Origin of the sequence: Brevibacterium marinum, assembly GCF_011927955.1 — a bacterium.
In the GTDB taxonomy this organism is placed as follows: domain Bacteria; phylum Actinomycetota; class Actinomycetes; order Actinomycetales; family Brevibacteriaceae; genus Brevibacterium; species Brevibacterium marinum.
In genome coordinates this window covers 1,917,238-1,938,417 of the sequence record NZ_JAATJN010000001.1, presented here as the reverse complement: position 1 = coordinate 1,938,417, position 21,180 = coordinate 1,917,238, and the positions used below count along the sequence as shown (strand labels likewise).

General features: G+C 64.8%; 19 protein-coding genes and 1 pseudogene. 14 read left to right on the top strand and 6 right to left on the bottom strand.

Going from position 1 to position 21,180, the window contains the following annotated elements:
* Positions 1–146: 146 nt before the first annotated feature.
* Positions 147–1,217 (bottom strand): tartrate dehydrogenase, encoded by a 1,071-nt coding sequence (locus BKA07_RS08490; protein WP_167950523.1) that lies wholly within the window; start codon positions 1,215–1,217, stop codon positions 147–149.
* A 188-nt stretch (positions 1,218–1,405) separates the two neighbouring features.
* Between BKA07_RS08490 and BKA07_RS08485 the strand changes: the two genes are divergently transcribed.
* The 11 genes and pseudogenes from BKA07_RS08485 to BKA07_RS08435 all read left to right on the top strand — a co-directional run bounded on the left by BKA07_RS08485 (position 1,406) and on the right by BKA07_RS08435 (position 12,855).
* Positions 1,406–2,329: a LysR substrate-binding domain-containing protein gene (locus BKA07_RS08485; protein WP_167950522.1), complete on the top strand. Its 924-nt coding sequence runs from the start codon at positions 1,406–1,408 to the stop codon at positions 2,327–2,329.
* Between the two features lie 55 nt (positions 2,330–2,384).
* Positions 2,385–3,317 (top strand): ketopantoate reductase family protein, encoded by a 933-nt coding sequence (locus BKA07_RS08480; protein ID WP_167950521.1) that lies wholly within the window; start codon positions 2,385–2,387, stop codon positions 3,315–3,317.
* 271 nt (positions 3,318–3,588) lie between these two features.
* A pseudogene (locus BKA07_RS08475) lies at positions 3,589–3,992 on the top strand (ISL3 family transposase); the annotation flags it as partial.
* A gap of 187 nt (positions 3,993–4,179) precedes the next feature.
* Complete coding sequence (locus BKA07_RS08470; protein ID WP_167950520.1) at positions 4,180–5,403, top strand: ATPase, T2SS/T4P/T4SS family; 1,224 nt, start codon at positions 4,180–4,182, stop codon at positions 5,401–5,403.
* Positions 5,400–6,329, top strand: a complete 930-nt coding sequence (locus BKA07_RS08465) for a type II secretion system F family protein (RefSeq protein WP_167950519.1) — start codon at positions 5,400–5,402, stop codon at positions 6,327–6,329. Before BKA07_RS08470 ends, BKA07_RS08465 begins: the two co-directional genes overlap by 4 nt.
* Entirely contained in the window at positions 6,326–7,264 is a 939-nt protein-coding gene (locus BKA07_RS08460) for a type II secretion system F family protein (RefSeq protein ID WP_167950518.1), read from the top strand. Before BKA07_RS08465 ends, BKA07_RS08460 begins: the two co-directional genes overlap by 4 nt.
* An 84-nt stretch (positions 7,265–7,348) precedes the next feature.
* Entirely contained in the window at positions 7,349–7,570 is a 222-nt protein-coding gene (locus BKA07_RS08455) for a hypothetical protein (protein ID WP_245161891.1), read from the top strand.
* A gap of 35 nt (positions 7,571–7,605) precedes the next feature.
* On the top strand, positions 7,606–8,019 hold the full coding sequence (locus BKA07_RS08450; RefSeq protein ID WP_167950517.1) for a TadE/TadG family type IV pilus assembly protein: 414 nt from the start codon (positions 7,606–7,608) through the stop codon (positions 8,017–8,019).
* A gap of 34 nt (positions 8,020–8,053) precedes the next feature.
* On the top strand, positions 8,054–8,500 hold the full coding sequence (locus tag BKA07_RS08445; protein WP_167950516.1) for a hypothetical protein: 447 nt from the start codon (positions 8,054–8,056) through the stop codon (positions 8,498–8,500).
* 1 nt (position 8,501) lies between these two features.
* On the top strand, positions 8,502–8,945 hold the full coding sequence (locus BKA07_RS08440; protein ID WP_167950515.1) for a pilus assembly protein TadG-related protein: 444 nt from the start codon (positions 8,502–8,504) through the stop codon (positions 8,943–8,945).
* Positions 8,946–9,117: 172 nt separating this feature from the next.
* Positions 9,118–12,855, top strand: a complete 3,738-nt coding sequence (locus tag BKA07_RS08435) for an FtsK/SpoIIIE domain-containing protein (protein WP_167950514.1) — start codon at positions 9,118–9,120, stop codon at positions 12,853–12,855.
* Here BKA07_RS08435 and BKA07_RS08430 read toward each other — a convergent pair.
* Positions 12,827–13,843 carry a GNAT family N-acetyltransferase gene (locus BKA07_RS08430; protein ID WP_167950513.1) on the bottom strand — a complete coding sequence of 339 codons (1,017 nt, stop codon included), beginning with the start codon at positions 13,841–13,843 and terminating at the stop codon, positions 12,827–12,829. The two genes, BKA07_RS08435 and BKA07_RS08430, sit on opposite strands and share 29 nt — an antisense overlap.
* A gap of 46 nt (positions 13,844–13,889) precedes the next feature.
* Here BKA07_RS08430 and BKA07_RS08425 point away from each other — a divergent pair, with 46 nt between their 5' ends.
* From BKA07_RS08425 to BKA07_RS08415, 3 genes are all read left to right on the top strand, one after another.
* On the top strand, positions 13,890–14,699 hold the full coding sequence (locus tag BKA07_RS08425; protein WP_167950512.1) for a purine-nucleoside phosphorylase: 810 nt from the start codon (positions 13,890–13,892) through the stop codon (positions 14,697–14,699).
* Positions 14,700–14,763: 64 nt separating this feature from the next.
* Positions 14,764–16,665: a phospho-sugar mutase gene (locus tag BKA07_RS08420; RefSeq protein ID WP_167950511.1), complete on the top strand. Its 1,902-nt coding sequence runs from the start codon at positions 14,764–14,766 to the stop codon at positions 16,663–16,665.
* 208 nt (positions 16,666–16,873) lie between these two features.
* Positions 16,874–17,107 carry a hypothetical protein gene (locus BKA07_RS08415; RefSeq protein ID WP_167950510.1) on the top strand — a complete coding sequence of 78 codons (234 nt, stop codon included), beginning with the start codon at positions 16,874–16,876 and terminating at the stop codon, positions 17,105–17,107.
* A 125-nt stretch (positions 17,108–17,232) separates the two neighbouring features.
* Here the strand turns inward: BKA07_RS08415 and deoC are convergent, their stop codons facing one another.
* The 4 genes from deoC to BKA07_RS08395 all read right to left on the bottom strand — a co-directional run bounded on the left by deoC (position 17,233) and on the right by BKA07_RS08395 (position 21,179).
* A complete protein-coding gene (deoC, locus tag BKA07_RS08410; protein ID WP_167950509.1) occupies positions 17,233–17,886 on the bottom strand; it encodes a deoxyribose-phosphate aldolase in 654 nt (217 codons plus the stop codon).
* 46 nt (positions 17,887–17,932) lie between these two features.
* Complete coding sequence (locus BKA07_RS08405) at positions 17,933–19,222, bottom strand: thymidine phosphorylase (RefSeq protein ID WP_167950508.1); 1,290 nt, start codon at positions 19,220–19,222, stop codon at positions 17,933–17,935.
* Positions 19,223–19,357: 135 nt separating this feature from the next.
* The gene (locus BKA07_RS08400) at positions 19,358–19,867 is read right to left on the bottom strand and encodes a cytidine deaminase (protein ID WP_167950507.1); all 510 of its coding nucleotides are present in this window, start codon (positions 19,865–19,867) and stop codon (positions 19,358–19,360) included.
* A 28-nt stretch (positions 19,868–19,895) separates the two neighbouring features.
* The gene (locus BKA07_RS08395; RefSeq protein WP_167950506.1) at positions 19,896–21,179 is read right to left on the bottom strand and encodes an ABC transporter permease; all 1,284 of its coding nucleotides are present in this window, start codon (positions 21,177–21,179) and stop codon (positions 19,896–19,898) included.
* Position 21,180: the final 1 nt, after the last annotated feature.

Below are 21,180 nucleotides of genomic sequence, written 5' to 3'. Positions count from 1 at the left end.
TCGGCCCCCGCACGTTGCGTTGCACTATTTGACTGTGGATGCGAAACGAGTGTTCGCTGTTGCCCCTAGGTCAAGGACTTCGATTCGACTCTGCCTCGCTGTCAGCGAGGCAAGCCGGCGGGCAGTTCGTCTTCTCCCTTTTCGGCTCACTCCTTCCGGAGCACGTCGATGATGGCTTGGCCAAGTGTCTCTGTGGTGCCCTGACCTGCGATGTCGGGCGTGAGCACCTGAGGATCGGCTGCCCGGAGCACATCGTCGATGGCGGTCTCAATTTCGCGTCCTGCAGCCTCAGCGCCGAGATGGTCGAGCATCATCGCGCCGGACCAAATTTGTCCGATGGGATTGGCCACCCCTTTGCCGGCGATGTCGGGAGCCGAACCATGGACCGGCTCGAACAGGCTGGGGAACTCACCCGTCGGGTTGATGTTGGCACTCGGCGCCACTCCGATCGTTCCGGTGCATGCGGGACCGAGGTCCGAGAGGATGTCGCCGAACAGATTGGATGCGACAACGACATCAAACCATTCCGGGTGCTGAACGAAGTGAGCGGCGAGGATATCGATGTGGAATCGGTCCGTCTCGACGCCCGGATAGTCCGACTGCACCGCTTCGAACCTACTGTCCCAGTACGGCATCGTGATCGAGATACCGTTGCTCTTCGTCGCCGAAGTCACCTTCTTACGCCGCTTCTGAGCTTGGGCGAACGCGTACTTCATGACCCGGTCGACACCGATGCGAGTCATCACAGTCTCCTGCATCGCGAGCTCACGATCCGTGCCTTCGAACAGCACGCCGCCCGCGTTTGAGTATTCGCCTTCTGTATTCTCGCGGACAACGAGGAAGTCAACATCTCCGGGGCCCCTGTCACGCAGAGGCGGCGTGATGCCCGGAAGAATCTTGCACGGTCGAAGGTTGACATATTGGTCGAACTGCCTCCTGAACTGCAGGAGGCTCCCCCACAGCGATACGTGGTCAGGAACCACCTGCGGCCAACCAACAGCGCCGAAGAAGATCGAGTCGAACCCACCCAACTGGCTCTGCCACCCGTCGGGCAGCATTTGGCCGTGTTGCTGGAAGTACTCAACGTTTGCGAAGTCGAACCACTCGAAATCTACGTCGAGCCCGTGCCGCTGGGCGACCACCTCGACGGCTTGCACTCCGAGAGGCATGACTTCCTTCCCGATTCCGTCTCCGGGAATGGCCGCAATTTTGGGCATAGATCGACCTCCAAGCTCCTGTGAGTCGAACCCGCCCGATGACGGATCCAGACAATGTGCTGTTTTACTTGGCCACGAATCTAACAGCGATCTCAGCCGTTTCACCCGCCCTTTGAATCAACTCAGGCTTGTGCAGAATGCAACGATGAACGTGCCAATGCTCGGCGTTCTCTACCTAGACTGAAACCGTGAGAGTCGACGATTTCCAGTTCTTCGCAACGATCGGCGAAGAGATGAACCTGACCGCTGCGGCCAGGTCGATGGGGATGTCGGTGTCGGCTGTGAGCAGACGACTCGCCCAGCTTGAAAATCGCCTCGGCGTCCAACTGATCAAACGCACCTCACGGCAAATGCTCTTGACCAGTGAGGGTCTGCGCTTTTTCGAGGGCGCACGACGCATCGTGCACGAAGCCGACGTGCTGCAGGCCGACATCACCAACAGCGTCGACAGTGAGCGAGGGACTCTCGTCGTCTTCGGCACTCTGGGATTCGGGCGCACACATCTGTCCGAATTGGTGGCGGACTTCCACACGCAGTATCCGAACATTGAGATTCATCTCGAGCTCTCGGGCGACCCTTTCGACCTGGAGAACACCCATTTCGACATGCTCGTCGGAGTCGGCGCGGCGAAGGACTCGCAATTGACGTACCGCAGACTCCTGACGAACCGCAGGGTGCTCTGCGCGTCCCCCGACTACATCGACCGCAGGGGCTCCCCGCAATCGATTGCCGAACTTCCCGATCACGACTGCATCATCCTCAACGAGCACGAGCCCGACTTCACGCTGTGGAAATTCGAACTCGACGGTGTCGTCACACCGGTCCGGGTCCGGGGACCACTGCGATGCAACGACGGTGACACCGTCACCAAGTGGGCCGTTCTCGGGCACGGGATTGCAATGCGCTCGATCTGGAATGTCCGCCCATTCCTTGAGAGCGGTCAACTGGTCCCGGTACTGCCAGATGTACCGACAGTCCGCTCTGACGTCTACCTCGCCTTTCCCAACAACGAGTACTTCCCTCTGCGCGCCAGGCGCTTCACCGAATTTCTGCAGCGCGAGATTCCCAAACGAGTGAAATCGGCGCGTGACTTCGTCAACTTCACCGCATAGGGCTCAATCGCCCGGCTGCAGGTTTCCAGCCGCTACGCAAAGGAGAGACACAACGATGGCGAGAATACTAATTATGGGTTTGGGGGCTCTCGGCTCCGTCTACGCTGCTCTGATGAAGAGCGCCGGCCACGAAGTCCACGGAGTAGGGCTGGCCGCCGACCACATCGGAGCTGCGTCTACTCAGGGTCTGCGAGTCAGCGGAGCCAGCGGTGATCGCACGGTCCGCCTCGACTCGGTGAGCACGACGACCGACGGGATTGATGGCCATTTCGGCCTCATCATCATCGCCACAAAGGCCTACGACGTCGAGCAGGCTGCGGCCGATACAGCACCATTGGTCGGTCCGAACACGATCATCCAATCGATCCAAAACGGAATTGGATCGATGGATCTGGTCGCGCCACATCTGCCGCAGTCTCAACTATGTCTGGGCGTCGTCGGCGGCTTCGGCGCATCTATACCCGAGCCCGGGCATGCGCATCACAACGGCATGGCGCTGGTGCGGTTCTCGCCATATGCAGATCTGCCTATGGCCGAAGTCGAAAAGGCCGTATACATCTGGCGATCGGCTGGGTTCGACGCCACCTCGCTCCTCGACCCATCGCAGGTCATATGGGAAAAGCTCATCATGAACGTGGCGTTCTCAGGTCCCGGAGTGCTCAACAGACTCACGATCGGCGAGATGTTGACCGACAAGAACGCTTGGCGGGTCTCACGCGCGTGCTTGGAAGAGGCTTTCGCAGTGGCAAAAGCCTCGGAGGTTCCTCTGGATATCACAGACCCAGTGGAGCACGTTCGTGCCCTTGCCGGGAACATCCCCGATGCGAAACCATCCATGCTCCTTGATGCCCTTCGGGGATCACGGGGAGAAATTGATGTGATCAATGGCTCCGTTGTCAGGTTCGGGAGAAGAGTCGACGTTCCTACGCCGGTGAATTCGACAGTGGTCAATCTCGTTAAGGCTTGGGAAGCCACACTCAATAAGTAGCGACAGCGAAGGAGACGACGTAGTCGGCATCCCGGAGCGGGCCGAGAATCTTCTCATTCGACGCAGGCGCGAAAGAACAGCCACGTCCCACAGAATCGCGCTCCTGATCCTGGGCGACTGTGTCGATTGACAGAACCGACGTGCAAAGGTTTGATGGCTCTTCGTCAATGATGAATACAGGTTTGTGAACGTCAGGCACGGGATGTCTGGTTTCAGGAGATCGCTGCCCGGACAGACGTCGAGGTCGTCCGATGATGGGTGTTCCTACACCATCCATCCGAAAGGCCCCGACGCCGCCAAGCCTACTTTCTCGACTCCTGACCTGACGACTTTCTGCCGACTCGACGCTCTCGACCTCTCCTGCATCGGCCAGCACATGACGGACACAAGGCCAGCTTGGAATGGCGGCCACGCGTCGGGGCAAGACACCCGTGCTGCAGCACCAGCGCGGACGAAGATGTCCCGAACCGGACTGGACTGGGCACTGAGAGCCGTCATGATCACTCACGACACGGAGTCCGTGATCGCAACGAAGCTCGCCGTGGTGACACGTACGTCACCGCCATCATCGACCTCACCCCTATCGATCAGCGAACAGGCCCGGCACACTTGCTCGATACGGCGCCCGGACAATCTAAACAGGTGTTCAATCAATGGTTGAAAGCTCGACCGAAGGGATCTGCAAGAGCGCCGCGAGCCAGGGGGAGCGTCCATAGAACTACAACCACGACATTATCTGTTCGCGGGCGAAGTTATCCACAGATTCCGAAAATCACTGGCATCTTCTTAAGACTACAGATAGGTTAAAAACCAATCCAGCTGTTGAAAATGTAATTCGTGTTCTGTACACCAGGGGTTCAATGTGGAAGCCACCGAGGTCATCACGAGCGAAGTTCACAAGAGGATCAGAGACCTCGAAGTGGACCCTCGTGTCGAGACGCAACGCTCTCGAGAAGTCATTCGCACTGTCATCTCCGAGTATGACGAACGCAGTCTCGTTGCGGACCTTCCACCCTTGGAGGACAAGGAAGCGACATTCCGGACCATCGACAATCAGCTCTCGGGCTTCGGCACCCTCCAAGACTATTTCGACGACCCCCGCGTCGAGGAGATCTGGATCAACTCCCCCAGCGAAGTCTTCATCGCCATCGACGGCCTCCACCAACTGACGACGACCAAGCTCACCAGGAGCGAACTCGACGAGCTGATCGAGAGAATGCTGCGCACCTCCGGCAGACGAGTCGACTTGTCCCAGCCCTTCGTCGACGCGATGCTGCCCGACGGGTCACGACTGCACGTCGTCCTGCCCGACATCACACGCTCCTTCCCCGCCGTGAACATCCGCAAATTCATTCAACGCCCTCGGAACTTGGCCGCCCTCGTCGCTCAGGGGTCACTGACACCCGCTGCCGCCCGATTCCTCGACGCCGCCGTCGCCGCCGGCGCGAACATCCTCGTCTCCGGTGCCACTCAAGCCGGCAAGACCACGATGCTCAATGCACTGGCCGGATCGGTTCCCGCCCGAGAACGCATCGTCTCGTGTGAAGAAGTCTTCGAACTCAACCTGCCCAGTCGCGACTGGGTCCCGATGCAATGTCGCCAACCCTCGTTGGAAGGCACCGGCGAAGTCACCCTGCGTTCACTGGTCAAGGAAGCACTGCGCATGCGCCCAACACGCATCATCGTCGGCGAGGTCCGTGAAGCCGAGAGCCTCGACCTGCTGGTGGCGTTGAATTCCGGACTGCCCGGAATGGGCACGATACACGCCAACTCCGCCCGAGCAGCGATCACGAAGATCTCCACCCTGCCACTCCTGGCCGGGGCGAACATCTCTTCGTCCTTCGTTGTTCCCACCGTGGCCGTGAGCATTGACATCGTCGTCCACCTGCGACGCGACGCGAACGGAACCCGACTCGTCAGTGAGATCTGTGCCGTGCCGGGCGGAGTCGAAGGTGACGTCATCGAGCTCGACACGATCTTCCATTCGCCGCGGGGACAGCTGGTTCGCGGTCAGGGCTTCGGCCACCTCGGCGAACGATTCGCCAGCATCGGCAAGGATCTTCACGCCATTCTGGAGACCGCATGAACTACTCCCAATACAGTCTTCTCATCGGCGCATGTCTGGGAGCGGGTCTGTTCCTCGTGTGGATGTCTCTGTGGCAGAGCCGATCGACCACCCGCGTTCAGAGGCGCTGGGTCCGGGAACTCGATGACATGCTCACGGGTGCGGGCTTTCCACGGATGCATCCGAGCCAACTCGTCCTCATCTCGATCTCGGTCTTCATCGTCGTTGCCGTCGTCGCCACCGTCCTCACCGGATCGTGGGCGATCGCCCTGTGCTTCGGCCTCTTCGGCTCGTGGCTGCCGCTGCGGCTCCTCCAACATCGTGCCCGGAGCAAACAGGTCATGCGCCGCGAATTGTGGCCCGAAACGCTCGACCACCTCAACTCCGGCGTTCGTGCCGGACTGTCGCTGCCGGAAGCGCTGAGCTCGCTGGCCCACCGCGGGCCCGAACCCCTGCGTCCGCTGTTCGAAGTCTTCGCCGAGGAGTACCGGGCCAGCGGATCGTTCGCCATCGCTCTCGAACGATTCCGTCAGGTCAGCGCCGATCCGGTGGCCGACCGGATCGTCGTCGCGCTCAGCGTGACCAGGCAAGTCGGCGGCAGCGATCTGGGCACGATGCTGCGAGCACTCGCCCAGTTCGTCCGGGACGATGCCCGCACACGCAATGAGCTCTCCGCCCGGCAGCAATGGACTGTCAATGGGGCACGCTTGGCGGTGGCGGCTCCGTGGGTGGTCCTGGCATTCCTGTCGACCCGACCGGAGACGGCGGTCGCCTACAACTCACAGACCGGTCTCCTTCTCCTGGCAGCCGGGTTCGTCGTCTCTCTGCTGGCTTATCAGGCGATGAAGAAGATCGGCAGGCTCCCCCAGGAGCCACGCGTCATCGAAGGATCGTCTCTGTCCTCCTCGTCATTCCGTCACCCGGCCGGGGACGGTGAGGCACGGTGAGCGCATTGACCGACCCACTGACGATCTTGGCCCTGGGCGTGTTCAATGCCTTCGCGCTGTGCGTCTTCGTCCTCTCGCTGCCGCCCTTGCGCAGACCGACGCTGTCCTCGCGCATCGCACCGTACCTGCGTGATCAGGAATCTCTGGTCGACGTCTACGCTCCCCCGACTCCACGCGCGGAAGGCGTGGTGGGGCTGGTCAAGTCGGTCACGATGGGCGCAACACTGTGGGTCACGTCCCGGATCACCACCGACGCCACATTGAGCCTTCGGGTCAACCGCCTCGGCGGAGGTGCGTCCCTTGAACGGTTTCGGATCAATCAGATCCTGAGCATCCTGGCCGGGATGATCGCCGCCGGCTGTGTGGCGGGCCTGCTCTCGGCCCAGCGGGGCTTCTCCCCCATCGTCACCGTCGTTCTCATCATCAGCGGCGGCATCGCCGGACATGTGATCAATGACTGGCGCCTGAGCCAGGCCATCGCACGCCACGAGTCCCGTGTGCTTGCAGAGTTCCCGACCATCGCCGAGCTTCTGGCTCTGTCCATCACCGCTGGTGAGGGCATCGTTGAGGCACTTGAGCGGGTGTGCCGGACCTGTTCGGGTGACTTGGTCGATGAGCTGCGCACGGCCTTGGCGACGACCAGGACCGGTACGCCGCTCGTCGATGCGCTCGATTCGATGGCGACGAGGATCGCCATCCCCGAGATCGTGCAGTTCGTCGATGGTCTGGCCGTGTCGATGACTCGCGGGACTCCGCTGGCGGAGGTCCTGCGCGCACAGGCCGCCGATGTGCGGGAACAGTCGCGGCGGAGGTTGCTCGAGCTGTCGGGGAAGAAGGAGATCGGGATGCTGGTGCCGGTCGTCGTCTTCGTCCTTCCCGTAACCGTCATCTTCGCGGTCTTCCCCTCACTCACCGTCCTCGACCTCAGTCCGTGACCCTGCCCGCCCACCGTGGGCTCCGACAGCCGCACCATCCGATCGACCGCACCGGCCGATCGACCTGGAAGAAGGAGAATCTCAATGATCCATCACCTGATGAACAGATTCGCCGTGTTCGTCCTCGGCCTCACCAGCGGCGAACCCGACCGCGAAGGTGAAAGGCCCGACCGCGGCGACGTGCCCGGCTGGGTGCTCATCACCCTGATGACCGCCGGTTTGGTCGTCGCTCTGTGGGCGTTGGCCGGCGAGGCCTTCACCTCGATGTTCCAGGATGCGATGAACAAGGTCCGGGGTGCAGGGTGACCCACCGGGAGGCGACTCCGGAGTCGGAGTGCGCGGTGGGCTCCGATCCGGGTCAGGAGCCTAGTGAGTGCTCCGATGCGGGTTCCGCGATCGCCGAATTCGCCCTCATCGCTTCGCTCCTGGCCCTCGTCCTGGCCGGAGCGCTGCAGATCGGCCTCGTCATCCACGTCCGCAACACGGTCATCGATTCGGCCATCGCCGGTGCCCGCCAGGCCAGCCTCGCCGACCAGTCGACGGTCGACGGCAAACGCCTCGCAAGCGAGCTCATCACCGTGTCGGTCGGCGAGCGCTATGCCCAGTCGATCACCGTCACGACCTCGCATCGGGCAGGGGTCGAGGTCGTCGAGGTCCGGGTGCGCACTCCGGTACCCGTCATCGGCCTGTGGGGCCCCGCCGAGGTGTGGGATCTGTCGGGTCACTCCATCGTCGAGGACGTCGAACGTGACTGAGCCTGAAGTAGTCGTGACCGACCCTGAAGGAATCGTGACTGACCCCGAAGCGGGATCGCCGAATGAGCGGGCCGATTCCGGCACGGCCGTCATCGAGTTCATCTTCGCCTCGATCGTCCTCCTCATTCCCGTCGTCTACCTCATGCTCGCAATCTCCCAACTCCAGGCTGCCAGCTATGCCACCACAACGACCGCGATCTCGGCTTCACGGATCGCCGCTCGCGACGCCGACCCTTCCGAACACCGCGCCCACCAGGTCGCCGACATGCATTTCACGGACTTCGGACTCACCGATGTGCCCGTCTCCATCGACTACTCGTGTGCGGGCCCCTGTGGACAGGCAGGTTCCCTCGTCACCGCACGCGTCGAGACTAAAGTGTCCCTGCCCGGAATCCCACTCCTCTTCGGCGCCGACAACTCTCCGCACATCACGCTCCGCGCCCACCACACGGACGTCGTCGCCACAGCAGGCGGACAGTGACATGGCGGCACAGGAGCGCAAGCGGCCGCCGGCGGATGACGGGTCGATCACGCCTCTGGCGATCGGCTTCGTCGTCATCGCCCTGCTGCTGGCATTCCTCATCGCAGCGCTGACCGATCTGCACATGACCAGGCGGGAACTGCAGAGCGTCGCGGACTCCGCCGCGCTGGCCGCCTCCGACTCCTTCGAGCCGGCCTCCGGTGACGAGCCCGGGCTCGTGTTCTCCCCGGCCGCCGCCGCACGCGCGGCCAGCCGTTATGTTGCGACAGTGCCGACGCCCGAAGGGCTGCACAACGTCGAACTCAGCGCCGACGCGGACGGGCAACATTCGGTCGTCATCCGTCTGCGCGCCGACTACACACCCGCCATGCTGTCACCGTTCGTCCCGAACCTGCTCGAACTGCACGCCACTGCCTACGCACGCGGGTCACTGCGCATCTCATGACCGACGACCCCCTCGTCACCGTTCGCAACACCGACGGGGGCGTCGACTCATACGTATCACCCTGTTGAAGGCCGACCGAGTTCCACGTCATTTTCCTGTGGACCCAGCCGCATCGTCCACAGGTCCGCAATGAGGCCTTGCCGCCCTCGACGAAGCCCGCCAGCCTGGGAGCATGAAGACGCTCGGCCTCGTCCACCGCATCGACGCGAACGCGAACATTCGCACCGATGTCCTCGAAGCGGACTCCCAGCAGCTCGTCCTCGACGTCTTCCGCACCGTGTTCGGCCCCGTCCTCGCCTCGGCCGACCTCATCACCGGCAATCTTCTGCCCGGCGAGTCGACCGCCCCTGAAGACATCGGCAGCTGCGACGACGCGATCAGAGCAGTCAGAACCGCGACCTGGGGCCGGTGGCAAGCGCTCAACCCGGTCACACTCCTCGGAGCGTCCTCCCTGCATCGCGGATCCGGAACCGCAACCGTCTGCGTGCTCGCAGGTCCCGACTGCGGCTTCACGATCGGAATCGATCCTCGTGCTCCCCTGCTCAGCCGGGTCAGCCGCCCCGAGAGCGTGGCCATCGTCGACCCGTGCATGTCGCGACGGTCGACACCCCTGGAGCTCGGGCCGGCGCGGGAGCAGACGTTCGCGTCCCTGGGCACCACGGTCTTTTCGCCGACCGCTCCCACCCTGCCCTGGTCTCGAAACGCCCACGTGCACCACGAGGCTGCGTCGACCCCCGCGTTCGGCGGCCGCGCCCCTGCTCACCCGAGACGTGGGCCCACCCACGTGGCGCCCGCACCGGTCGACGACCCGCGACCGGCGAAACCTCCCCAATGGTGGGCGTTCCTCATCCCCATCGCTATCGGCGGAGTCCTCGCCCTCGTCACCGGAATGTGGTGGTTCCTCCTCTTCAGCGCGACCGCCCCGATCTCCGGATATGTCTCCTTTGCCATGGAGAAACGCCGCTTCGCGCGAGAAAGTGCTCAATGTGCCATCGATCGACGGCACGCGATTGAGACCGCCCATGAGCAGGTCACCACTCTGATCGTCGAACACGAACACCTTCTGCAGACCGCGCCCGGCCTATGCCTGGGATTCGGGCCGGTGCTCAGCCCCATCACCATCGCCGAGGTGCTCCAGAATGACATCGATCATCTCGACGGAGCCGTCGTCGTCGAAGACGTGCCCATTCGCATCGACCCGCGGACCACCTCGGTGACGGTCACCGGAGACCACGAACAACTGCGCCGCATGGCATTGTCCTGGCTGGCCGACCCGAGCTACGACTGGGGCCCGTCCCACGAGCTGCTCAGTCTCCCCGAACTGCAGGGAAGCCGGTTCGACCACGAATTCGCTCCGCCCGGTGCAGCGGCAGGCGACTCGAGGATCGTGCTGAGCCTGTCCGACCAGGACTCGACCGCAACGCTGCGCCTGGAAGCACCCGCGGACACCGCAGCGATCTCACTGTCGCTGGGCAGCCTGGCTCAGGCACGCACCGCTGATTCGTCTGCCGCAGGCGGACCCGTGCCGGGGCGATCACTCATCGCCGCGCTCATGCCACCGGGCCGTTTCCTCAGCCTCGAGCGCAGGCAGGTCAGCCGTGCCGGCGTCGAACGGCTGCCGAACCACGGGCTCGGCGACCTCTACCAGGACACCCCGCAGGCCATCCGCCATCGGTGGGAGCGAGACGCCCCGCAACCGGCGACGATCGGGCGCGGGGCCGATGGGGACGTCTCCATCGACCTCTTCGGCGACGGACCCCACGCCCTCGTGGCGGGCACGACCGGCAGCGGCAAATCCATCCTGCTCCAGACCTGGCTGCTGGCGATGGCACTGGAGCACCCTCCTCGGCGGCTGAGGTTCGTCCTCATCGATTTCAAGGGCGGGGCGACTTTCGCCCCGCTCGAGGACCTTCCTCACACGGACAGCGTCCTCGACGATTTCGACTCGGCCACGGCCTTCCGCGCCCTGGTCTCCGTCCGCGCCGAGATCACCCGACGCGAGCGGCTGCTGGCCGACCACGGTTGCTCCGATGTCCTCGAACTCGAAGATCCGCCGCCGAGGCTGGTCGTCGTCATCGACGAATTCCATGCCCTCATGGCGACCCACCCTAAGGCCGCTGACCTGTTGGAGCACCTGACGGCGATGGGACGGTCCCTGGGCGTGCATCTGATCCTCGCGACCCAACGCCCACTCGGAGTCGTCACCGCGCATATGAAGGCCAACATCAACATCCGCGTCTGTCTGCGCGTGCGCGACGACGCCGACTCCTTCGACGTCATCGGCGTCAGCGATGCCGCACAGCTCCCCCTCGACAGTCCCGGGGCGGCATGCCTCGACTCCGGCACGTCGATCGTCTCGTTCCGCGTCGCAGTCCCCACTGCCGACCCCTCCGCAGCGGAGACGATCCACCGACCACGCCTGCGACGGTGGGACCCCGGCCAGGGCCTTCCCACCCAGCGCGGCATCAACGGGATCCGGGTGGCCAATCTCGAGGCAGCCGCTCGAGAAGCCGACGACCGGGCGAAAACACCTTCTCCCCCGATTCGACCCGTCGTCCTCCCGCCCCTGCCCGGCCCCGACGAGATCGGCGCTCCATCGACTTCACACTCGACGGACGGCGGACGGGCGGTGACCGGAATCGTCGACATCCCCAACCACCAGAGTCAGAGCGAATGGTCCTATTCTCCCGCGGTCGACGGCTCGGCCGTCGTCGTCGGCACCGATCCGACCGTCATTGCGCCGGTTCTGGAGCGGATGGCGGTCAGCGCTGCCAGAACTCATCGGGTCGTCGCTCTGGGGCGCATCGCAACTGTATTGGACTGGGCCGAGATCGGATGCGGAATGGACACCGGATGGCGATTTCATGCCACACTCGACCACCTGACCCGCGGATCCGACACAGAAGATCGACCGGACACGATCGTCGTGTGCAGCAATTGGAACGAATTCATCGACTCCATGGACCACCACGCGGCGGGTGAGGCGGAGCGCCTGCTCAAACACGCCTCCGGACTGGGTCTGACGTTTCTGTTGGCAGGCTGTCGATCGACCACGAACCCGGGCACCGCCTTCTCGACGCAGGTGATCTTCCCTCCCAGCGCCGGAGGTGACGGGCTGACCGTCGGACTCTCGCGTCAGCGCTTCGTCGGGACCTGGCCCACCTACAGAGCCGTTCTGATCAGCCCGAGCGCGCACGAGGCAGGTGGGGACGGTGCGGATGTGCAGATGATCCCCCACCGGCCGTGCCCGAACGGTGCGGCAGGCGAGGATGCGCGGCGGTGCGGTTTCGAACCGCGCTGGCACGGACTCGGTGAGTCGTCTCTGTCCGCGCTGCCGGGCGCCCCGCAGCGGGAGCCGAGGAGCCGATCGATCGCTCTCGGGCTCGACGCTTTCGGCGGACTCGTGGGGTGGGACCCGGCTCGCGACGGGCCGGTGCTCACTGTCCGCGGGTCACCGCAGAGTGGAAAGACGGATATCTCCGTCATGCTGCGACAGATGTGCTCTGCCGCGTCTTCAGGCACCTGCCGAGAACTCGCCGTCCACGATGACGCGCACCTGGAGGAGCCACCGGAGTCCTTCGACCTCCTCGACGGTGGCACACATGTGGTGACGATGCCGGTGCGATTCACCCCCGGCTACGGATCCCCGCTGGCCAAGGCACAAGGCCTGGGCCCGATGCTGATCCTCGGATCCCACGGTCGGCAGGACCTCAGCAACTTGGGTCTGCTGCGGCTGCCGCCACTCGACGGGGAACCGGGAACAGCGTGGTTCGTCACCGAGCAGAGGGCTCAAGCGGTGAGGCTCTTCCCCGCGGAGTACTTCCCCGCCTTCGTCGGGAAACGGTCCCCGGCAGCATTCGAGAGCCCACTCGAACCGAGGCTCAGTGCGAATCCGCAGGAGGCCCCGTGAGCGTTTCATAACGGTAGAGCTCGCTGGCCTGCCCTGCTTCCAGGAGACGATCGGCCAGTGCCGAGACCACCGGCATGCCGCTCGTGACCTCGAGGACGACATCGGCGTCGACGGAGAGCCGGGCGAGGAGGAGCTCGGCGTCGGCGACTGCTGCTGTGAACAGCTCGCTCGTCGTGTCGACGGCCTCGTCGCGGGTCTCGTACATCGAACCGATGATGAGCTCGGTGGGCGGTTCCTCATCGGCATCGTGGCCCGCACTCGCCTCGGCGTCCTGGTTCGGACCACCCTGAACGTCGGCATGGTCGGCCTCCCTGGCATAGGAGACGGCAAAGGCGCTCAGCCCGGTGCCTTCGCTCGCACCGGCCTCTCCGTCGAGCAGAGCGGCACCATGAGCGCCCGCGGCCTCGGACAGGAATGCATTGTTGACCTGGCCGATCGTCAGCGGACCGGCCGCATCGTCCCGATTCACCGCCGTGTACCAGGCGAGGAACGCCTTCGTCAGCTTCACCGAACCCGTGGCCACGATCTCGAGGTCCTCGGCACGTCCGCCCCCGCTGGGCGGCAGGGCTCCCGCGGCGACCTTGATCACCCGTGTCGTCGTCAGCGGCACGAACCCGAGCGCCTGGGCGAATTCTTCACCCGGGCTGTCGGCCTGCACACGGGCGCGCAGGTCGAGACCCTCCACGGCCGTCCCGACCGTCTCGGCGCACACGGCCTCGAACAGTTCCCGTCCCCGACCATGTCCCTGCTCTTCGCCGGCGACCTCGACGTGGACCCACGCCCGGTAGGGATGAAGCGGGGATTCGGCGATCGCGGCGGCACCGACGGGAACCTCGGGCACCACCTCGGCGATGACGGACCGCAGCAGGGGCGAGTCCGAGGACGGACGGAACAGGGACCTGGCCATGTGCGCGGCCGGCGTATCGGCGTCGGCGAACACCTCATTCAACCGCAGGTCGTCACCATCGGTCAGCTCTCTGATCGGCATTGCGTGCGCTCCTTGAACGGTATGAGAACTTGATAATCTTGGCGTCATGACTGACTTAAGCGATCCTACCGCCGCCGCTCGCGCCGCGGCCACGACCATCAACTCCAAAGCCGGGATCGAGGCCCATGACATTGCTCTCGTTCTCGGCTCGGGGTGGGGCGGAGCAGCGGATCTCCTCGGTGAGACGGTCAGCGAGGTCTCGGCGGCAGAGGTGCCCGGGTTCCACGCTCCGGCCGTCGAGGGCCACGGCGCCACCCTGCGCACGATCCGGATCGAAGCCAGCGGCAAGCACGCCCTCGTCCTCGGTTCACGCACCCACTACTACGAAGGCAAGGGTGTGCGCTCCGTCGCCCATGGCGTCCGCACCGCCGCTGCCGCCGGTTGTCGGAGTCTCGTGCTCACCAACGGCTGCGGCGGTCTCAACCGCAACTGGGCCGCCGGCACCCCGGTCCTCATCTCCGACCACCTCAACCTCACCGGCACCTCCCCCATCGAGGGCGCGAACTTCGTCGACCTCACCGACCTGTACTCCGCGCGCATGCGTGCGATCGCGAAGGAGGTCGACCCCAGCCTCGACGAAGGCGTCTACGCCCAGTTCCGCGGACCCCATTACGAGACCCCCGCCGAGGTGCGCATGGCCGGGATCCTCGGTGCCGACCTCGTCGGAATGTCCACCACCTTGGAGGCCATCGCCGCACGTCAGGCCGGTCTGGAGCTGATGGGCATCTCCCTGGTGACGAACCTCGCCGCGGGCATCCAGGAGACCCCGCTCTCCCATGCCGAGGTCATCGAAGCCGGGGTCGCGGCAGCCCCACGCATCTCGGGCCTGCTCGCCGACATCGTCGCGAAGCTCTGAGCCCCCAGCAGCACTCCCACCCCGCCAGCATTTCTCTCGCCGACATCACCGGACAAGGATGAAAATGACCCGAGTAGCCGATCGCTTCACCAACGGATTCGATGCCGAGATCGTCGAAGCCTGGATCGCCGACGACCCGGACCCGCAGACCGCGACGACTCTGCGCAACGTCCTCACCGAGGCGAAGGCCGGTGATGAGGCGGCGCTGGCCGACCTGGAGGATCGCTTCGCCGGTCCTCTGGAGTTTGGAACTGCGGGCCTGCGCGGAGAGATCGCCGCCGGGCCCAACCGCATGAACCGGGCCGTCGTCATCCGTGCCGCAGCGGGTCTCTCCCGTTTCCTCCTGAACACGGTGGGCGAGGGATTCACCGTCGTCATCGGCTGCGACGCCCGCTACAAGTCCGCGGACTTCGCGGCCGACACCGCCGCTGTCGTCACGGCCGCCGGCGGGACGGCCATCCAGCTGCCCGACCAGCTGCCGACACCGCTGCTCGCCTTCGCGCTGACCCATCTGCAGGCCGACGCCGGCGTCATGGTCACCGCAAGCCACAATCCGCCCGCCGACAACGGCTACAAGGTCTACCTCGGACAGCGTCCACTCCTGGCAATCGAATCCGACCCGACTGCGGCCGAGGCAGGCGCCGGCGCCCAGATCGTCAGCCCCGCCGATGCCCTCATCGCCGAGCAGATCGCAGCAGTCGAATCTGTGGCCTCGGTGCCTCGTGCCGAATCCGGGTGGGAGCGCCTCGATGAGACGATCGTCGAGACCTACCTGGCTCGCATCGATGCGCTGGGGGTGAGGGCGAGTGGCGACCTGAGCATCGTGCTCACCTCCCTCCACGGTGTCGGAGCCTCCGTCGCCGAGGCGGCCCTGGCCCACGCCGGGTTCACCGATGTGCACCCTGTGCCCTCGCAGCAGGCGCCGGACCCGGACTTCCCGACGATCTCGTTCCCCAACCCCGAGGAGGCCGGAGCTCTGGACGAGTCGTATGAGTTGGCCAGAGAGATCGGTGCCGAACTCATCATCGCCAACGACCCGGACGCCGACAGGTTCTCAGCCGCCATCCCCGACGCCTCGCTCGCCGCCGGGTACCGGCAGCTGTCCGGCGACGAGGTGGGTCTGCTGCTGGGTGAGGACATTGCGAGCCGTCTTTCACAGGGTACGCATCATTCGACGCGCGATGATGCTGACGGCCACGACGACGCCGGCAGCAACGCAGACACCAGCAGCGACGCAGACACTGGCAGCGGTTTGAACTCGTCACGGGTGTTTGCGAACTCGATCGTCTCCTCCCGGGGTCTGGCGACCGCTGCCGAAAGCCACGGGTTCACCGCGAGCAGCACCCTCACGGGGTTCAAGTGGATCTCCCGTGTCCCCGACCTCGTCTTCGGTTACGAGGAAGCTCTGGGCTACTGCGTCGACCCCGCAGCGGTCCGGGACAAGGACGGCATCTCCACTGCCGTGACCTTCGCGGCCATGGCTTCACGGCTCAAGGCATCGGGGTCGAGCATCGAGGCCGAACTCGACCGGATCCGCAACCGCGACGGCTTTTTCGCGACGGCGCCGCTGAGCTTTCGCCTCGACGATGTCGCACTCATCGCCGCAGCCATGTCGAAGCTGAGGGAGAGCCCGCCGACGACGTTGGCCGGCTCCCGTGTCGCCGAGGTCCACGACCTCTCGCAGGGCTATGACGGCCTGCCGCCCACCGACGGCATCCTGCTGCTCTCCGAAGCGAACTCGCGTGTGATCGTGCGCCCGTCGGGCACCGAGCCGAAGCTCAAGTGCTATCTCGAAGTCCTCGCCGATCCCGAAGGCCTCGCCGCCGCAGCTGCCGCCGACCAACGGGCGGTTGCCGCCGCAGGCTTGCGAGTGTCGACCGCTTCGTCGAGCGCGGCACTCGCCCCTGCGCTCAAGGAGCGACTGAAGACGATCAGCACCGAACTCAAAATCTACTTCGGACTCTGATCGATGACTGAGCACAATATTCCGGCAGATCCGGAGATCGACGATGTCCTCGCCGAGCTGCTCGGCGGCCTGGGTGCGAAGTCCTCGGTCTTCGGAGGGGGACGCCATGGTGCCAAGTGGTCCGCCAAACGGCTGAAGACGGAGACTGCTCGAGAGGTGATCGACATTGCGCCCGCTGAACAGCAGCGTGTTCTCGCGACACTGGCAGATGACGCCTCCAACGCAGCAGGGTCGTTCGGTCGACTCGCAGGACGATGCGGTGGTGACGCTTCGCGGCATCGTCGGTTCGGGAGTCGGATCGCTGAACCCGGCCTATGTCATCATCGTCGTCGACGCTCAGTCATCGACGATCGGCATCGCCGCCCACGCCAAAGAGGGTCTGATCAAGCAGCGAACAGCGCAGAAAGCCATCGCCAAGGTCCGCTCCGCCCTGGACCTCTGAGCGGACCGAGCCACCACTGGACCTGAATCCGTGTGCGTCCGCTCTTCGTCGTTCCATCCTGAATCAGGTTTTCGCATCGAGGCAACAGCGAAACCCTGACTCAGCGTTGAACGAGGCCTCGTCCTTCAGCCTTGCAACTCCTCGAGGATCCCAGCGGACCCGGACAGCCCCAGACGCGAGGCTCCCGCAGCGATCATCTCCTCGGCTGCTTCGACCGTGCGGATTCCCCCGGAGGCCTTGACGCCGAGACGATCCCCCACGGTTTCGCACATGAGGGAGACAGCGTGCGCGCTGGCTCCACCGGCAGGGTGGAAACCCGTGGAGGTCTTGACGAAGCCTGCCCCGGCAGCCTCGGCGCGGCGGCAGACCTCGACGATCTGCTCATCGGTCAGTGCTGCGGACTCGATGATGACTTTGACCAGAGAGCTTTCGCTGGCGGCGACGACGCCACTGATATCAGCTTCGACGGCGTCGAAGTCTCCCGCGATGGCCTGGCCGACGTTGATGACCATGTCGACCTCGTCGGCACCATCGGAGACTGCACGGGCAGCCTCGGCGGCCTTGATCTCTGCCTTGACCTGACCGGACGGGAAGCCGACGACCGTGGCGACAATCAGCTCACCGGAATCGGTGACGGGCAGCATCGACGGGGACACGCAGATGGCGAGCACACCGAGCTCCTTCGCCTCCGACACCAATGCCTCGACGTCGGCCGGGGTGGCTTCGGGCTTGAGCAGCGTGTGGTCGATGATGGCGGCGACGTCGGTGCGGTTGGTCATGGTTGTCCTCCAGGGTGGTTCTTACGGTGATGATTGGTGCTGTGGTTCAACTGATCTTCTCGAGCACGATCGACTCGGAGACCGCGCTGAGGTCGCCCCCGATCTCGACGGCGCCCTCGAGCGATTCGATCGCGCGGGCGAAGTGTTCGGGTGTTGCCGTGTGCAGGGTCATCAGCGGCTGGCCGGCGGTGACGCTGTCACCGGGTTTGGCGTGGAGTTCGATGCCGGCCACGTCCTGGACCGGGTCCTCCTTGCGGGCCCGTCCGGCGCCCAGTCGCCAGGAGGCGACTCCGACGGCCAGCGCGTCGAGCTTGCTCAGCGTTCCTGAGGTCGGCGCCGGGACGATCTCCGTGTGCTCGGCCACGGGCAGCGCAGCATCGGGGTCACCGTTCTGGGCCCGGATCATCTTCTTCCACACGTCCATGGCCCGGCCGTCGGACAGGGCCGCACGCACATCGACGTCGGTCTTACCGGCCAGGCGCAGCATCTCCTCAGCCAAGGCCACCGTCAGGTCAACCACGTCGGAGGGCCCGCCACCGGCGAGGACCTCGACGGATTCGCGGACTTCGAGTGCATTGCCGACCGTCAGCCCCAACGGCGTCGACATGTCCGTCAGCAGCGCCGAGGTGCTGACCCCGGCATCCGTGCCCAGGTCGACCATGGTCCGCGCCAGCTTCTGCGCCTTGGCCAGGTCCTTCATGAAAGCCCCGGATCCGACCTTGACGTCGAGGACGAGCCCCTCGGTGCCCTCCGCGATCTTCTTCGACATGATCGACGAGGCGATGAGCGGAATGCAGTCGACCGTCGAGGTGGTGTCGCGCAGTGCGTAGAGCTTCTTGTCCGCCGGGGCCAGGCCGGACCCTGCGGCGCAGACGACCGCGCCGAGGTTCTCGAGCTGGGCGAGGATCGCCTCATTGCTCAGGCCCGCCTGCCAGTCCGGAATGGATTCGAGCTTGTCGAGGGTTCCCCCGGTGTGGCCCAGACCGCGACCGGACAGCTGCGGGACGGCGACGTCGAAGACCGCGACGAGCGGGGCCAGGGGCAGGGTGATCTTGTCCCCGACTCCTCCGGTCGAATGCTTGTCCGAGGTCGGCCGCGACAGGGACGAGAAGTCCATCCGTTCGCCCGATGCGATCATCGCCTGCGTCCAGTGAGCGATCTCGGCCGATTCCATGTCGTTGATGAAGATCGCCATGGCCAGCGCGGCCATCTGCTCATCGGCGACGACTCCACGGGTGTAGGCGTCGATGACCCAGTCGATCTGGGCTCTGCTCAGGGTGCGGCCATCGCGTTTGGCTGCGATGACGTCGACGGCATCGAATGCCTCTACACTCACGTTCTCAATCCTTCGTTCTCTGCTGGTGACCGGTCTGGTGACGGCCGGTCTCGGGATGTGACCGTTCTTGGGGTGGCCGTTCGTGTGGTCACAGCTGATCGCCGAGGTGGCGGTACCACCTCGGCGATATCGGGTTCAGTGCTTGGGGACGCTGTGCGGGCCGGCCTCGTCCCCGCGCCCGACACGGCTGAGGTGATCCGGCCCGAAGGCCTCGGGCAGCACCACCGACATGGGCTCTCTGCCGCTGGGCATGTTGAGGATCAGGTCATTGCCGCCGTGTTCGAACAGTAGTTGGCGGCAGCGTCCGCACGGAACCAGGGTTTGGCCCGCACCGTCAACGCAGTCGAAGGCCACGAGCCGCCCGCCACCGGACATGAACAGGTCGGAGACGAGGGAGCATTCGGCGCACAGCGTGACCCCGAACGAGGCATTCTCGATATTGGCGCCGCTGACGATGCGCCCATCGTCGACGAGCGCCGCCGCGCCCACGGGATAGGACGAGTACGGAACGTAGGCGAAGCCCATCGCTCGCCTCGCCTCGTCCCGCAGCAGCGACCAGGTGCCCTCGGACAGATCGTCGACCGAGACGGGGGTGGGTTCCACGCTCCACACGTGTTCAGAGGCTTCGACATCTGCAGAAGTCATAGGGGATACCTCTCTCTTCAGTATTGGACTATTTCACGTACGGCACGCCTTCGGCCGCCGGCGGGCGGACCCGACCGACGAATCCGGCGACGGCGAGAACCGTGACGATATAGGGAAGCATGAGCAGCAGCTCGTTGGCCACCGGGGTTCCGATGGACTGCAGGGTGTTGCCCAAACTCTTGGAGAAGCCGAACAGCAGGGCCGCGAGCAGGGCGCCCTTCGGGTTCCATTTGCCGAGGATCATCGCCGCCAGAGCGATGTAGCCCTGTCCCGCCGACATCTCCTTGCCGAAGGCCAACCCGGATCCGACGGTGAAGAAGGCACCGCCGAGGCCCGCGATCGCACCGGCCATCAGCGTGTTGCGCACGCGGGTGAAATTGACCTTGATGCCCACGGTGTCGGCGGCCTTCGGGTGCTCGCCGACCGCCCGCATGCGCAGGCCCCACTTCGAACGGAACACGAAGATCTGGAGGGCGATGACGACGACATACATGATATAGACGAGGATGTTCTGGTCGAAGAGCACCCGGCCCACGAGGGGAACGTCCGACAGCAGTGGGATCGGCAGGTCGGGAAGCTTCTGCCGGGCATTCCACAGCTCGGGGTCCTCGGAGAGCACCGTCGAATAGAGGAAGCTGGTGACTCCGACGACGAGCACGTTGAGGACCACGCCGATGATGATCTGATTGACCCAGTACTTCACCGCGAAGAACGTGAGGATGACGGCCACCAGCGCACCGGCGATCGGTGCCGCCAGCAGTCCCGCATAGGGGTTCTTGACCACCGAAGCGACGACGGCGGCGAGGAACGCACCCGCCAGCAGCTGACCCTCGATGGCGATGTTGATGATGCCCGAGCGTTCGCCGACGAGCCCGCACATGGCGCCGAAGATCAGCGGCACGGACAGTGCCAGGGCACCGGCCAGCAGTGTGGTCAGCGGGATCACCCCACCGCTGCCGCCACCGGCCCAGGCGAGGAAGGACACGACGAAGATGATGCCGAAGACCATCGGGAACCATCCGGCCAGGGTGACGCGTCGGATCGCGAAGTAGATCGAGGCGGCCGCCATCACCACGAGGATCAGGGAGAGGATCAGTCCGGCCACGGTCGAGGACACGACCACGTCGGGGATCGCGAAGAGGTCTCCCCCGGTCGCGATCCTGAAGGTCGTCTGCCCGTCACGGCCGATGATGCCGAAGGAGATCAGCGACACGAGCGCCAGGATCGTGTACACGATCGGGAACTTCCACGTGATCGGGGTCAGCGACTTGAGCTGGTTCGCGGGTGTTGCTTCCGCGGTCTGAGCGCTCATG

Coding starts and splice junctions, on each gene's coding strand:
- BKA07_RS08455 (WP_245161891.1), top strand. CDS start 7,349: ATGATCCATCACCTGATGAACAGATTCGCCGTGTTCGTCCTCGGCCTC.
- BKA07_RS08430 (WP_167950513.1), bottom strand. CDS start 13,843: ATGCCGATCAGAGAGCTGACCGATGGTGACGACCTGCGGTTGAATGAG.
- BKA07_RS08400 (WP_167950507.1), bottom strand. CDS start 19,867: ATGACTTCTGCAGATGTCGAAGCCTCTGAACACGTGTGGAGCGTGGAA.
- deoC (WP_167950509.1), bottom strand. CDS start 17,886: ATGACCAACCGCACCGACGTCGCCGCCATCATCGACCACACGCTGCTC.
- BKA07_RS08490 (WP_167950523.1), bottom strand. CDS start 1,217: ATGCCCAAAATTGCGGCCATTCCCGGAGACGGAATCGGGAAGGAAGTC.
- BKA07_RS08435 (WP_167950514.1), top strand. CDS start 9,118: ATGAAGACGCTCGGCCTCGTCCACCGCATCGACGCGAACGCGAACATT.
- BKA07_RS08480 (WP_167950521.1), top strand. CDS start 2,385: ATGGCGAGAATACTAATTATGGGTTTGGGGGCTCTCGGCTCCGTCTAC.
- BKA07_RS08440 (WP_167950515.1), top strand. CDS start 8,502: ATGGCGGCACAGGAGCGCAAGCGGCCGCCGGCGGATGACGGGTCGATC.
- BKA07_RS08395 (WP_167950506.1), bottom strand. CDS start 21,179: ATGAGCGCTCAGACCGCGGAAGCAACACCCGCGAACCAGCTCAAGTCG.
- BKA07_RS08465 (WP_167950519.1), top strand. CDS start 5,400: ATGAACTACTCCCAATACAGTCTTCTCATCGGCGCATGTCTGGGAGCG.
- BKA07_RS08425 (WP_167950512.1), top strand. CDS start 13,890: ATGACTGACTTAAGCGATCCTACCGCCGCCGCTCGCGCCGCGGCCACG.
- BKA07_RS08415 (WP_167950510.1), top strand. CDS start 16,874: ATGACGCCTCCAACGCAGCAGGGTCGTTCGGTCGACTCGCAGGACGAT.
- BKA07_RS08420 (WP_167950511.1), top strand. CDS start 14,764: ATGACCCGAGTAGCCGATCGCTTCACCAACGGATTCGATGCCGAGATC.